9 protein-coding genes are annotated in these 15,803 nt (G+C 40.0%); all 9 read right to left on the reverse strand.

All coding sequences use genetic code 11. The features are described from left to right. Positions 1-8: 8 nt before the first annotated feature. The 9 genes from NXS00_RS07415 to NXS00_RS07455 all read right to left on the reverse strand — a co-directional run bounded on the left by NXS00_RS07415 (position 9) and on the right by NXS00_RS07455 (position 15,687). A complete protein-coding gene (locus tag NXS00_RS07415) occupies positions 9-1,376 on the reverse strand; it encodes a sugar porter family MFS transporter (protein WP_308708737.1) in 1,368 nt (455 codons plus the stop codon). A gap of 204 nt (positions 1,377-1,580) precedes the next feature. Further along, positions 1,581-4,061, reverse strand: coding sequence for a glutaminase domain-containing protein (locus NXS00_RS07420; protein WP_258098520.1), 2,481 nt, complete (start codon positions 4,059-4,061; stop codon positions 1,581-1,583). A 127-nt stretch (positions 4,062-4,188) separates the two neighbouring features. Next, positions 4,189-4,893, reverse strand: coding sequence for a DUF3823 domain-containing protein (locus tag NXS00_RS07425; protein ID WP_258098521.1), 705 nt, complete (start codon positions 4,891-4,893; stop codon positions 4,189-4,191). Between the two features lie 21 nt (positions 4,894-4,914). Next, the gene (locus NXS00_RS07430; RefSeq protein WP_258098522.1) at positions 4,915-6,783 is read right to left on the reverse strand and encodes a RagB/SusD family nutrient uptake outer membrane protein; all 1,869 of its coding nucleotides are present in this window, start codon (positions 6,781-6,783) and stop codon (positions 4,915-4,917) included. Positions 6,784-6,824: 41 nt separating this feature from the next. Further along, entirely contained in the window at positions 6,825-10,259 is a 3,435-nt protein-coding gene (locus NXS00_RS07435; RefSeq protein WP_258098523.1) for a SusC/RagA family TonB-linked outer membrane protein, read from the reverse strand. A 119-nt stretch (positions 10,260-10,378) separates the two neighbouring features. Next, on the reverse strand, positions 10,379-11,371 hold the full coding sequence (locus NXS00_RS07440) for a FecR family protein (protein ID WP_258098524.1): 993 nt from the start codon (positions 11,369-11,371) through the stop codon (positions 10,379-10,381). Positions 11,372-11,504: 133 nt separating this feature from the next. After that, on the reverse strand, positions 11,505-12,146 hold the full coding sequence (locus NXS00_RS07445) for an RNA polymerase sigma-70 factor (protein ID WP_258098525.1): 642 nt from the start codon (positions 12,144-12,146) through the stop codon (positions 11,505-11,507). A gap of 188 nt (positions 12,147-12,334) precedes the next feature. Continuing rightward, positions 12,335-13,981 carry an arylsulfatase gene (locus NXS00_RS07450; protein WP_258098526.1) on the reverse strand — a complete coding sequence of 549 codons (1,647 nt, stop codon included), beginning with the start codon at positions 13,979-13,981 and terminating at the stop codon, positions 12,335-12,337. Positions 13,982-13,998: 17 nt separating this feature from the next. Continuing rightward, positions 13,999-15,687 (reverse strand): arylsulfatase, encoded by a 1,689-nt coding sequence (locus NXS00_RS07455; RefSeq protein ID WP_258098527.1) that lies wholly within the window; start codon positions 15,685-15,687, stop codon positions 13,999-14,001. Positions 15,688-15,803 lie beyond the last annotated feature (116 nt).

Below are 15,803 nucleotides of genomic sequence, written 5' to 3' on the forward strand. Positions count from 1 at the left end.
TCTATAAGTTATTTTCCGACAAGTTCTTCTTCTAGTTCTTCCAGCGATTTCCCCTTGGTCTCTGGCATCATGAAATGAGTGTATAACAATTGCAACACCATGAAACATCCAAAAAACACAAAGGCAACATAGGGCTCAAAAGCATTTATCAATACTGCTCCAAACAATGTAATCAAAGCTGCAAATACCCAGTGAGTACCACTACCCCAGGCCTGACCGTATGCACGCACTCTATTCGGGAATATCTCAGAGATAAATATCCAGATCACTGATCCCTGACCAATGGCATGTGAAGCAATAAAGGTTAATATGAATACTAGTTTGAATAGCGCTTCTGATTCAAAATAGAACCCGTATGCCACCATGAATAAACTAACGATATATCCAAAAGATCCAATGTACATGAGTTGGCGTCTACCCAACTTATCGATAAGTAGCATTCCAACAAATGTGAATCCTAAATTGACGATACCGATAGAAATCGAGCTTAGCAAGGAGTCTGAGGAACCAAAACCTGCTTTTTGCAAGATTTCAGGTGCATAGTACAGAATGAAATTAATCCCAGATAATTGATTGAAGAAAGCAATTAAAAAAGCCAAAATCAACGAACGCTTATATTTTGGAGCGAAAACTGAAGAAGTATCATTCTTGGTTCGGTTGTGATCTTCTTCAATATCTTGAAGCATCTGCTTCGCTTGCTCAGGAGACTCTGCCAATTCATTCAAAACCTTGGTAGCGGAAGCCACATCATTTTGATGAATGATCAACCAACGCGGGCTCTTAGGTACACCTATTACCATAATGGTGTATAAAAATGCTGGTACCGCTTCTATGCCAAGCATCCATCTCCAATCATTCTCACCACCTACTCCCTGGAGTAAATAGTTCGATATGAAAGCGATCAGGATACCAAACACCAAATTGAATTGGTAAAGGATACCAAGTCTGCCTCTATTGTTCGCAGATGAAATCTCTGAGATGTAAGTCGGAGCCGCTATAGATGAAATACCTACACCTAAACCACCGATGAAACGGAAAAACGAAAATGTATAAGGGTCTGGAGCTATTCCGCTACCTACCGCAGATACAAAGTATAGTACCCCAATCCAAATCAAGGTAGTCTTACGACCCAATTTATCCGTTGGAATACCTGCTAATAAAGCGCCAACTACTGTTCCCCATAGGGCCATGGACATAATAAATGTACCATGAAACCACTCGGAGGTTTGCCATAATTCTTTGATGGGCAGATTCGCCCCCGAAATTACTACCGTATCAAATCCAAACAGAAAACCTGCCAGGGAAGCAGTAATTGAGGCTATTAATAATTTCTTATTCATCAGTCTTGTGTTAGTTATATTGAAAGCATTCGTCAACTGCTTAATTTAATAAGCAATATCCAGAATGCTTTCATACAGGGTTTAAGTCTATTACAAGTAATATTCAGAGCTCTCAATTTTAAATACTTAATATTGATTGGTTAAAAAATGAACTCGTAATTATTAGTAATACCTTCGAAAGTAATATTTCACCTAATCAAGTATCGAACTTTTTACAAACCAGATGAATTATTCTAACCTTTATTTTTCTAACATCTTTATAAAATACCCCCCAACAACTGATCTTGCCTGAAATCCAACCTGTTCAGCATCAGGTGTTTCATACCAATCTGACATTGGAACTCTATCTGGTGTAGTGGTCACATAGTCATGGACTGGATTGATGAATTTTTGGAAAGTTTCTTTGTTATCAGCAAGAGTAGCAGTCCAAACAATCCAGTCAGATTTGGTATAAGTTCTTCTATTGTCCAACGGAAGTCCAAAGTCATTCTGAACTGTCAGGTAATATGGAATCTCTTTTTTCACAATCTCTTCAGGGAAGATTTCATAACCTAAAAGTTTATCCCAGACCAGGTTATATTTCTGACTCCAGGTTCCTTCCTTATCAAATGTCAACTTGTAATGATCCCCATCAGCAGCCATTTTTTCCCACTCAGAAGCCATCTTTCGAGCTTCTGCTGTGTACTTCTCTGAGATCTCAGGTTTTCCGAGCATTTCTGCTAATCTACCATAGCTAGCAATTCCCATAATGGCTTTAATAGAAAGATTCGCATTGTGTGCAAAATGACCAGCAAAATCATCTGTACACAGTTGATTTTCAGGATCCAACCCATTCTCCAACAGATAATTAGCCCACACAGTAAGCACTTCCCAGTGATCTTTTGCATAATTAGCGTTTCCTTCCATTTCCGCAATTGCGGCTGTTAGAATAATCATGTTACCACTTTCTTCTACAGGCATGTCCCCTCCATATGTCTGGCCATTAGCCAATGGGTACGTTCCCACATCATGGGCAGCAAAAGGCTTAGTCCATTTTCCACTCTCTGAATAGTAAAAAATAGGATTCAACATCCCTTTCAATAAATCCGGATTGTATTTCAAGAATAAGGGCGCTGAAGGGTATGTGACATCCACAGTTCCTATCGATCCGTTACTGAAGTTTTCTTTAGAAAGGAACAAGATATTACCATCCTTATCCTTAGTCAGTTTATGAGCTGCGATTGACTGACGATAAGCAAGCACACACAAATCGGCATATGCTTTTCCTCCAGCTGTAACTGCTTCATTCCACATTTCATTGTCAAAATTGACACACTTACTAATCACTTTATCATGCGATTTTCCAGCATCCGTCAGTTCTTCGCTGAAGGTACTTCCATCCTGTGCCCACCATGCCTTTAAGTTGTTGTCAAAATATTGAATCGCATACAAATCATCATATCCTAACATCAAGAAACCTGATCCTTGATCAACAGAACCTAAATCGTCCGCATAGGTCATTACTGGTGTATTGGCGGTGATTTTAGACTTTTGTGTAGACAAACCGTTTCCTACATCACCACTTCTTGCAAATTGACTTTTACCATCAAAATATTTGCTAATTGCCAGGTTTCCATTTGTTTTTGGAGCTCCAGCCAAATAAGCATACCCCCAGTCGATTCTTACATTATCACCCTTCTTCCCAAGGATATTTTGAGAAGTAGTACCCGTTCTTAAAAATAAAACTTCACCTGCAGAACCAGACTCTACAGACACTTCTTGAGACTCATCGTTCACGGCAAATTGTGGTGACATTTCGAAGAAGACTTGCACTTCATGCTCTTTGCCATCAGTGGAAGCAACACTATAGTCTATGTAATTGACAGGACGAGATAAAAGATTCAAATCATCCATTAACAAAGGAGATGTGAAACTAACATCCAGATTTACAGGCCCTGCATTGAAGCTGTAGATCGTTTGAGTGGCAGAAAGTGAAACTCCTGTCTGCTTAGCAGTTTGAGTGAAAACCTCTTTCAAATCACTTTCGGTATAAATGCCAAAGTCTACATAAGCCCAACCTTGTCTATCTAAACAGTGTGCAGCAATGACGTTTTTTCCGCCTTGATTGATTAATGAAGCATCAATTTCCTGTACCACATCAAAGCGAGCAGCATTTCCTGTATTGACAACCTGAGTACCGTTGATGTATAGCTCAAAATCATCATCATGAGAGAAAATAAGATATAGAGGAGTGTTTGTTTCAGGAAAATCAAACTCACGTCTCACCCAAATTTCATTATCCTCCCAAATGGTCTTTACAGACTTCATGTGATCATAACCAAATGCACCCTGACCTTCAGACCATCCTTTCGTATCAAAACCAGCTTGTTCCCAACCTTCCTTTGGCTCTGAAAACGTGTATTGTCCTGTCCAATTTTCTTCTCCTGCCATCGGAATAACAGACTCAAGAGGCACTTCCTCTTTTCCCATGAATCGATACACCTGACCGTCTACTCGTACAGCTCCGATCATCGATTGATTCTTACCTGTCCAATGCTTAGTAGGCGTATCATATAGGTTATCAGACATAGACCACAAACTCGTATAAGGGTCAATGGTAATCAGCGGATAAGCTGGTGCCCTCAGTGAGGTGGTAAGATGTTCCACCTTTTTCTCTGCACAATTTGATAGGAGTATCATTGCACAGATCAAAGACAGACTCAATTGCTTCATTCTCTTCATAATTTTGATAATAGGATGTCTACTTGTTTATTAACGTATTTTTAACGTTTAATTCATTCGATAAAAATATATAATCAAAAACCGCCCTGATCAAGAGATCAGAGCGGCATGATTCATATGAGAAGGATTAAAATTCTAGCTTTTGAACTGGAGAAAACAGCATGTCCTCCACTCCACTAATCTTCACCCCAACTCGGGCATATACATATGATTGACTTGGTGTCAAATCAGGTATTTCTGTAGATAATGTGATATTTCCAATATCAGTGATATCACCACCTCCAATTTCTGCAGAGCTTACACTTGTATTTCCACTTACAAAATGGGTCTTACTGATGTACAAATTCACTCGATCTATGTTCCGCTCATCCACTCCGGTAACCACTTTATTCAAGGAAGCAGACATGTTAACCGTAGTGCCAGATACTGACATATCTGCGCTGTTAAACACATAGAAAGGAAGTACTTCGATATCCATTTCAGTGCTACCATTCAAATCCACGATAATCGTATCTGAGTTAGTACCACTGTTTTCAATTGACATAAATGGTCCCTGATGTGAAGGAATGATCAATTTGTACTGTGCGTCGAAAAGCAATGCAGAAAACTCTCCATCCTGACTTACAGTCACATCTATTGACTTACTCAATTCCCATCCTGGCTCCCAAAGCTGGAAAGAAACCTGATTGTACTCTACACCAATTGGCTCTCCTTGATAAACAATTCGTCCTTTCAAAAAAGAACCTGGCTCTTCATAGTTATCCAAAGCACATCCTGTCAACAGAAGAAGTGCTACAGCGAACATTGATAGTTTATTTAATATTTTGTTCATGATTCTTCTAGTTTAGATGGATTATTGATTTGGATTCTTCACTAGTTTCGGGTTCTTGTTCAGCAAGTCATCACCTATTCTAGAATAGTAATTACCAAGTCTGAATCTGTCGGGATTGGTTACCTGACTAGGCAACACTTCCTTAAACACCCACTTTCCATCATTTGGACCATCTGGATCATGTACTTTGTACGGCCATAAACCGAATGGTCTTGTACTTGGCTCAGTCGCAACACCAGGATTTTCTGTTAGTTCATCACTAGTACCGTTCCAAACGATATGAGCCAGTCTCCAACGCTTCATATCCCATAGTTGGTGACCTTCAAATGCTAATTCTACTTTACGTTCATGTACGATTCTGTCAAAATTGATGTCCGCAGCAGTCAACGGAGTAGTCAAACCTGCTCTAGTGCGTACCTGATTCATATAGTTAGCAGCATCTGCCGTATTTCCTAATTCGAAAGAAGCTTCAGCAGCATTCAAAAGCACTTCTGAGTATCTATATCTCACCCACCAAACTTCACTTTGCACACCTCTCTGACCTGAACCAGGAGTTGGATCTAAGAATTTACGGATGTAGAAACCAGTTTGTGCACTGAATTCCAGGTTATCAATAGGACCACTGTATCCTACAACCTGAACATCTTCATCGATGCCAGGAATAGAACCTTTAGCACCAAATTGGTTTCCAGTAATGTAAGTATCATCACCCAGATAGTATCCTGCCCAAATTTCCACGTCGGTATCCTTAAAAGTGGTACCAGGAAGGATGACCGTACCACTCAAACGAGGATCTCTATTCGCAAACAAATCAGTTGGCTCATCATAATAGATGAAGTCTGAATCGTCAGCGGTTCTGGTGGATAATTTACCAAAAGTGTTATCCAATCTCTCGAAGGATTGAACCAGGTTCAACGAAGGATTGATTCTACCTCCTTCTTGCTCCTCAGATTGATATCTTGGTTGATTAGAAATGGTGAACCCATGAACCTTACCACTCTGCAATTTGAAATCTTCTACAAAGATTACTTCAGGGTTATTGTTCTTATCAAGGAAGATATTAGAGAAGTTATCGCTTCTGTCTGGAGTACGATCATATAGTGAATAGCCAGACATTTCATTGAATGCTGACATCACTTTTTGATAGTACCCTGTAGCCATACTAGATGGTATGCCCACTTCATCGCCAGAAAGAGAAACTTCAGGAGTTGTAGCACCATACTTAGCGATAGATCCAGCATACAAAGCAGCTCTCATTTGCATCGCTAATGCTGCTCCTTTGGTAGCTCTAGATTTGATAGAAGCATCATCTGGAAGTATATTCTTGATCTCATCCAGTTCACTGATGACGAAATCATAAACTTCGTGCTCTTTAGCTCTTGCTTGTTGCAAGTAAGTAGGGTCACCACTGTAGTCGTAAGTCAATGGTTCCAATACAATTGGCACTCCACCCATACGTTTTACATGCTCGAAATATACTGCCGCTCTTAAAAATCGAGCTTCAGCCAGGAAACGCTCTCTTGCTGCTTCCGTCAATTGATCCGCCTCCTCTGCCTTTTCAATGAACAGGTTGATTTCACGGATATAACCATAATCCCAGTATCCCCAGTCAAAGTAGTTCCAGTCTTGATTGTGGTGTCTCCCATAGTCTCCAAATGCAGAAGCAAATGCCTCATCGAAGTTGGTAAATTCTACCCAGTTTTCAATTGTTTGGTAATCTGGGAAACGACCGTAAAGGTCCGCCATCACAGATAATACAAGCCCTTCATCAGACCATACTTGTTCATTAAGCAAGATGTTTTTAGGCTCCTTATTCAGAAAAACTTCATCGTCGCATGCCATTACTAAGAACAGTACTGGCACTATTAGTATTAAAAGTTGTTTTTTCATTTTGAAAATATTTTTAGTCATAGATCAGATCTACGAGTCGATTAAAACGAAACATTTACACCAACATTCACCAGCTTGTTCTGCGGGTACTGTAGACCATTCTCGTCCATAATCTCTGGCTCGATGCCTAAGTACTTCACATTATCAAATGAGAGTAGGTTGTAAGTGTTTACATACACTCTCATGCGCTGTAATCTAATCTTCTGAAGCAATGACTCAGGGATGTTGTATCCGATTTCCATTGTTCTAAGTCTCAAATATCTCACGTTTGTAATCCAGAAATCTGAATCTCTGTAGTTACTATGACCACCTTCATTGAATCTCAATGAAGGGTATTTTCCAGGAATCCACTCACTATTTGGATCAAATGGATCCTCTCTATGCCATCTATCATCATAGAATTCTTTTAGCAAGTTTCCTGTGTTTTGGTAAGCAACTCTCATTTCCCAACGCTGTACATAAGAGTACATCGCTCCTCCTGAGAAGTCAGCTCTGAAATCGAAGTTTTTATATCCTAGAGTGAAATTCAAACCAAAGTTGATCGTCGGGTTTCTATCTCTAGCATGTGCAATAGGTCTACGATCATTTCCATCAATTACCTTATCGCCATTCACATCTTTGTACATGAAGTCACCTGGAAGAAGTGTTTTATTTCCTTGTCCATCTACATTGATATCATAATCACCGATTTCTTCCATAGACTTGAACTGACCAATTACTTCGTAGCCCCAGATAGTTCCACTCCATCTGTCTTCTTGAGAGTTCCAGTAGTGATCCAATGAGTTCCCCCAGTTCAGCTCCGGTTTGTAAGACTGTAAGAACCTGGATCTTGAGTAAGAACCATTTGCGCCAACACTATACGTCAACTCACCTGCATTACCAGAATAGTTCAGAGCAATCTCTCCTCCTACTTGTGCATCGCTTCTTAAGTTTTCCTCAGCTTGCTCATATCCAAGCAATGCTGGAAGCAATAGATCTTGTCTTCTCTGCTTCAAACCACTTCTTTTTCTATAGAAATAGTCCATGGAACCGTTTAATCTTCCATTCAAGAAACTCATATCCATCCCAACATCAAAAATCTTACTGGTGAACCAGCTGATGTTGTTGATCGGAACACCTCTATCTCTTGCTCCATTGATCAATTCACCATCAAGAATCACTTTTGATGAAGCGTAGTTATAACCAGAGATATAATCAAACGCTCCAATGTCCACGTTATCATCTCCAAGCTCACCATATGAAGCTCTTAATTTCCAGTTATCGATGATGCTAGAAAGATTAGATCCCTTGTAGAACCCTTCTTCACTAATTCTCCATCCACCAGAAACTGACGGAAAAAATCCCCATCTTTTGTCTGGAGCAAACTTCCAGGAAGCATCTCTTCTACCTGCAATTTCCAGCAAATATTTATCGTCATAGTCGTAGCTAATTCTGCCTACATAACCAACACGAGCTTCTTCGTAATCATAGTCGTCATAGGTATCCATATCAGCAAACTGAAGTAATGGAAGTTCATTTGTCTTTGGTACTGTGTGTACCCATACTTCTATATTTCTTCTGTCAATATGCTCAGCCACAGCAGTAGCCTGAACATGGTGCTTGCCAAACTTATTGTCGTAATCCAACTGTAACTGGCTTACGTTCTCCAACACCTTACGAGTTCCTCTTTCTCTCCATGGGTTGGTACTACCAGCAGTTCTGATATACTCATCGGCAACTTCATCATAAGTGTACGCATCGTAAGTATACTCGTGACCGTTCATTAATCGATCAGCCATATAGTGTGAATACAACCCTTTCACCAATAAACCCTTAATTGGTGTTTGGTATTCAGCATTGAAGTTCAGCTGAATTACTCTCCAGTCTTCTCTCCAGTATCCAGAAATGTCTTTGTTATGAATTGCCCAGTTGGTTTCTGTATGACCTTGATCTGCAGGATAATCAGGATTATCATTCGCATAAGGTCTCTCCATCGGTCGGTTTCTGAATAAAGCAAAACGTGGTAACCAATAATCATCCGCTCCTGGGATACCTGGTTGATCACGGGTTTCAATTCTACCATTAATTTGAGAACCAATTTTTAGATTGTCCGTCAGGTTTACATCAAGGTTTGACTGAAGGTTGGTTCTATTGAACGTATATTCTCTTCCCAGAACTGATGATTGATCCAAATGACCTAGAGACAAGTAATAAGCTACTTTATCAGATCCACCTGTTGCACTTACGTTAAACTGTGTTTGTGGAGCATTTTTCTGAATGATGAAATCATACCAATCAAAACTCTGATATCCTGTTTCATTTCCTGCTTGCCATTTGGCTAATTCTTCCGGAGTAATGTCAGTAACACCATTTCTATTAACATCAGCATCTACTTTACCAGTCATCCACTCGGCAGCATTGACCGTTTCTGGAAAACGTGACCAGTTTTGAACTCCAGTATAAGCATCTACATTGAATGTGTTTTTCTGACCAGTTTGACCTCTCTTGGTCGTTACAATAACAACCCCATTCGCAGCTCTTGACCCATAGATTGAAGCTGACGCATCTTTAAGAATGGTGATACTCTCGATATCATTAGGGGAAATATTGTTAAACTGACCAGCATCTTTTTGAATTCCGTCAATTACATAAAGTGGATTGCCCATGTTTCTGATTTGGATATTCGCACTTGACCCAGGTCTACCATCGGCTTGTCTAAAAGTCAAACCTGAGATTTTACCAGCAAGCATGGAACTGGTAGTTACCGCATGAACACTTTTTAGATCTTTACTGGTCACGTTCGAGATAGCTCCTGTTAAAGAGTTTTTATCTCTGCTACCATAGCCAACTACTACAACCTCCTCGAGACTGCTGTAATCTGGAACCATTTTCACATTGATTGCTCCACCGTCCATTACAGTTACTTCCTGTGGCGCATAACCAACAAAAGAAACCAATAATATTGCGCCTTCAGCTACTGTCATGCGGAAATTACCATCTACATCGGTAATGGAACCATTGGTGGTTCCTTTCTCCACAACCGTAGCTCCTGGAAGACCTTGACCGTTTTCATCTAATACCTGACCACTCACAGTGATATCAGCAAGAATTTCGACGATCGGCGCTTCTTTTCTTCTTAGTTTTTTGATGTAAATCGTTTCATCTACCCGTCTAAACGAAACATTGGCCTGAGATGAAATCTCACGCAACAAATCACCCAAAAATAACGTCTCATTACTGAGGTTTAGTTTGGATGATCGAAACATTCCGTCGATGTAGGAAAACTTAAAATCAGTACTTTCCTCAATCTCATTGAATACCAGCTCTAAGTCGGTGGGACTTTTTAAGGCCAAATCAATGGGAATCAGGTCCACACTTTTCTTCTGCGCATTGCCAGTTACAGCAAAGGCAAAGGTGTACATCGAAAGCTGGATGATAAGTCCGTATATGCAGATTTTAGACACCTTAATTAGATTTTTGTATAACTTTGAATCCATAAAATTTTGTTTTTGGTGATTGATTATCAGAAACAATAGGCCCACAAATCCTGGTTACATTTTCCCGATGGTCTCAGGTTTGTGGGTTTTTTATTTTCATAGGCACTATGGGTTTATTTTCATCTTAGTTGGACGGTATCACCGTCGATTTCATATTTAAATTCATAAAGGAAAGAAAGCCCTTTTAAAACCGCATCAAGCGATTTATTTTTATACTCTCCTGTAAAGGTTCCTTTCACACTAAAGTCTTTGGTATAGTGGATTTTCACTCCATACCACATCTCTAAGTCACGAACTATGTCCTTGAACTCCTCATTCTTGAAATAGAGAATCTTATCTTTCCAGCCATACATGTCTTTTGGATCAAATGGCTTCTTAATCATGTGCTTACTAGATTCATTATAGGTCACCATTTCATTCGCTTCCAGTACAACCTTCGTTTTCTCTTCTGAAGAGGTGAATGCTACGCGACCTGTTGCTACTGCGACACTCACTTCACTTTCTTCATCATAAGTTCGGATATTAAAGGATGTTCCAAGAACTCTCACCTCTGAGTCTTTAAACTTCACATAGAAAGGTTTATGAGGATTGTGTGCTACTTCGAAAAAAGCCTCCCCTTCCAATTCAACTACACGTTTATTGCCGGTAAATTTTTCAGGATACTTTATTGAACTGGATGAATTGACAGTGATGATGGTACCATCTGAAAGTTGAATCGTTGACTTCTGTCCGGCATCTGTTGTTCTAGTTGTTTGAGCCACCAATTCTTTTTTTACAACAGGCTTATCCATCGCTTTGTAAACAGCAAAAACGGTAGCAAAAGAAACCACTAAAATGGCCGCTACTTTCACATACCAACTATATGATGAATTTGTACTTTCTAAAGATGGTTTTAATACGGTTTCTTGATTTTCAAGCTGAACACGGTGTCTGAAATCATCCCAAACTTCTGTGCGTGCTTTATCCAACTCTTCGATGCTCAAGTTTTCAAAAGAGTCCAGTTTATTTAGAGCCACTAGCTCCTCTGGGTGTTCGGACAACCAGGCTCTTAGCTCTACCATCTCACTGGCAGAAAGTTCATTGTTCAAATATTTCCGGAATAATTCCTCCATTTATTAATGCAGTTATATGACCACTACATTAATAAAGAGCTAATTCTATAAGTAAGAGGGGACAAAAAAGTTAATATTTACAAAACAATAGATGATATTCATTCGTTAACATAATCTTTCGCAAGAAAAAAGATTAAATGTTAGCAAATTCGCAATAGCCCAGCAATATCAAGTACTGACCAATCAGACGGATATCTGGAACTAGATTAGGATTACGTTCCTGGTAGTATGCAAGGATCTCCGCTTTCAACTTCTTTTGTGCTCTGGCAATATGTGTTTTCACCGTTTCTGTAGAAACACCTAATTCAATGGCAATTTCAGCATGTTTCAAGCCTTTATCTTTAGAAAGTCGATAGGCTAGCTGACAGACGTCTGGTAGATTATTAACGATGGACTCCAGTTTTTTACGAAGTTCTTTCTCCAATAGGACTTGCTCTGGATTAATTAAATCTATTTCATTTAAGCGATTTTTGATATCTGCCTTATGTCCAGCTTCTTTGACCTGCGCTGAAAATGCTTTTACCGCCTGATTCTTTATACCAATAAAAAAATACCCATCCAGATCTTCAATGGAAGAAATATCTATCTGACTTTTCCAGAGACTAAAGAAAAAATCAGAGACTACATCCTTAGCCATTTCTGAATCTTTGGTAATCATCTTGGCATATCCATACAATTTATCAAAGTAGTCTTTATACAACTGTTCAAACTGAGCCTCACGAGTACTACTCGCCAGCCCTTTGTGAACAGAAATTTTGCCTAGACTACCCGACATGATTTTATGAAATTGATGATTTAACGACTTGAAATAAGGATAATTTTATGAAAAAAACAAAATATTAAACACTCTTTAGAAAATAAATCAAATATAATTATTCAAATATTTTAATATGCGCATTAGCAAATATTAAACACATTCCATACATCAGATGATTTCCAATCATCAGCACCATATACATCAGGCTAATGACTAGCATTTTTAGATTGAATAATTTGAAGAATCTCATCCCACGGCTCTACCTGATGAGTATCCGCCCAGTTTTGCCAAAGAGCAATCATCTCTGTTTTCTTTTCAGACATCTGATCTGATAAATCATTTTGCTCAGTACGATCCTTCACCACATCGTACAACTCCCAAGTTTGTGGACCTTTGTCATTCCATTTGGAGACCAGTTTTAGATTACCAAGACGCAATGCTTTATTTCCTTCATGTTCCCAAAAAATAGGTCTGGCATCCATAGCCACATCCGCAACTAAGAGCGGGGCAAGGCTTTTTCCTACTAATGTTGGTACTCTCTGCCCATCCTTTTCCACTGCATAATCCGCATTGGCCAGATCCTTAAACGTAGCCATGATATCAGGCAAAAATGCATAGTCCTTTACCAGGCTTCCATTTTTAGTCTTTTCAATCCCTTTGGGCCAATGAACAATCATAGGTGTTGAGATTCCTCCTTCATGAACATAGTGTTTGTATTCTCTATAGGGCGTGTTAGATGCATTTGCCCATGACTGCCCATAGGTAAGCCAATAACCTTTTTTTGTTTCCAAAATATTAGCAGGTCCTCCTCCAAATGTTCCGCCTTCAGCACACGCGCCATTATCATTCAAAAACACAATAATGGTGTTATCTAACTCTCCCGTTTCCTGAAGGAATTGAGTCAGTCTTCCAATATTTTGATCCATTCGATCCACCTGAGCAGCATAAATAGACATTCGCAAGCTCATTTCATCTCGCACTTCCTGTGATAAAGTATCCCAATCCGGAGAATCTTGAGCAGAAAGTGGCCAATTTTCTTCCACCAACCCCATTTGCTTCATGCGCTGATAGCGCTCTTCTCGGAGGGTTTGCCACCCATCATCATATCTTCCGCGATACTTATCGACATCTTCTTTTGGAGCATTGAGCGGCCAGTGCGGTGCATTGTACGCCAAATACAAGAAAAACGGCTGATCATCAGACTTCACACCATCGATAAATGCAATCGCATGATCAGTAAATGCATCAGTGGTGTAATAATCTGGATTGGTAATTTCTATTTGTTCATTCTGAGTGGTAATCCCACGCAATCCATCTGGCTTGAAATAATTAGCAGCACCACTGAGTATGCCATAAAACTTATCAAAACCTCGCTGAAGCGGCCATTGTGATGAATCTGCCATCCCCAGATGCCATTTACCTGACATCAACGTATGATATCCGGCACCACCAAGCACTTCTGCAAGTGTATTGGTATTCGTCTGCAGAAAGCCCTGATATCCCGGAAGGTTGTAATTGTGATTGGTCGGATTATCTGGAACATTGGTCATATGACCAATCCCTGTTTGATGTGGGTATAATCCGGTTAGTAATGAGGCTCTGGTCGGACAGCAACGTGCGGCGTTGTAAAACTGGGTAAATCGCAGCCCACTAGCTGCAAGTTGATTGAGATTCGGAGTATTTATTTCACCCCCAAAACAACCCAAATCAGAATACCCCATATCATCAGACATAATCAAAATGATATTGGGTCTGTCCTCCACGGGAGCTTCAGCAGTAGTACAAGACAACACAAGCTGTGCTATTATCAAAGCAAGTAGTGTCAGTGCAATCGGTTTTCTTTTTATCATCATTGGGTTTGGGATATATCTTAAGGTTTCGGCAATACTTGATTGGCTTCTGCCCACTCATACCATTTACCTTCTAGTTCTTTTACCACCTCAGGATTTTCATCAGCCACGTTAATCGTTTCTGTTCTGTCCTCGCTGATTTTATACAATTCCCAGGGCTGCTTTGCATTAAGGGTCACTAGTTTCCACTCGCTAGTTCGAACATATCGCCCACCTTCGTGCTCATTAAACAAGATTGGATGGCCATCTCTTCTATTTCCCTGAAGCACTGGCAGTAAACTTTTTCCAGCCAATGGGGTAATGGCATTTTCATTGAATTGAGCTGGATACTCAGCATCTCCTACATCAACAAAGGTTGCCATGAAGTCCATCACATGTCCAACCTGATCAGAGTTACTTCCTTTAGGTGCTGTAATTCCTTTTGGCCAGAAGGCAATCATTGGTGTATGAATACCACCTTCAAAGGACTCCATTTTCCAGTAACTAAACGGTGTATTCGCCACGTTTGCCCACCGTCTACCAATGGATGTAAAAGTCGTTTCAGGACCAGGCAATACACCTTTATCTATTGGATAAACGACCTCTTCACCTGTCCTGGTTTCGCTTGGACGATCAAAACCTGTACCATATGCCATGCAGTTTTCATAACTCGCTCCATTATCACTCAAGAACACAATCATGGTATTGTCTAATTCACCTGTTTCTCTTAGGGTTTGAATGATTCTACCTATTCCTTGATCCATTCGATCAATCATAGCTGCATGTACTGCCATAGCACGAGCATCCCACTCCTGATGTGGATTATCTTCCCATGCCAAATCACCACCCCAGCGCTCAGTTAATGGATAAATAGTTGAGTCAAGCAGACCTGATTCAGTCATTTTCTTATACCTGGCTTCTCTAATCGCCTGCCACCCTACCTTGTAGGTATCTTCGTATTTGGCAATATCTTCAGGAAGGGCATGAAGCGGCCAGTGAGGTGCCGTTTGCGCTACATAAAGGAAGAATGGTTTGTCTTCTTTAGCCCATTCACGGATATAAACTGAAGCAGTATCATTGATCGCATCCGTGTGATAGTATCCTTCTGGAACTTCCGTCACAGGTTCTGTACCATTCACCAAACTGAACGGATCAAAGAAGTCAACTACACCCCAGATGTTTCCAAAGTACTTTTCAAAGCCTCTACTGGTTGGATACTGCTCTACAGGCGAAAAGTATGGATGTTCTTCATGATGGTTTAGCCAATTCAGTTGCTTCTCTGGTGTTTCCTGAACGACCGTATTGGAAACATGCCATTTCCCAACCATGCCTGTGTGGTAACCAGCTTCTTTTAAAACTTCTGCGATGGTAACCGTATTTTCTGTAAGATGTCCACGGTATGCCGGCTGATTGGTTTCTGTAGTCATATGACCAATACCCGCCTGATGGTTGTATAATCCTGTGAGCAATGAAGCTCTTGTGGGACAACATCTTGAGGTGTTGTAAAACTGAGTAAACTTCATCCCATTTGAAGCTAACCAATCTAGATTTGGTGTTTGTATTTCAGAACCATAGCTACCCAAATCTGAGAAACCTAAATCATCAGCCATAATTAGGACGATGTTTGGTCGGTCTGGTTGGGTAGACTGCTCTACTTCCGTTGTTTTGGATGTTGAACATCCGATTAATGCCAATGCAGTGAATGCACAGGTAATCTTATTGAACTTCATTCCGCTTAAATTAGAGGTATATCAAAAATAAACGTAAATTTTACGTTATAAAAATTGTACAAAATACACTTATTCGGAAATCAAAAAACGGATGCCAGTTTCCCGACACCCGTTTA

The sequence above is a fragment of the Marinoscillum pacificum genome (assembly GCF_024714495.1).
Lineage (GTDB): Bacteria > Bacteroidota > Bacteroidia > Cytophagales > Cyclobacteriaceae > Marinoscillum > Marinoscillum pacificum.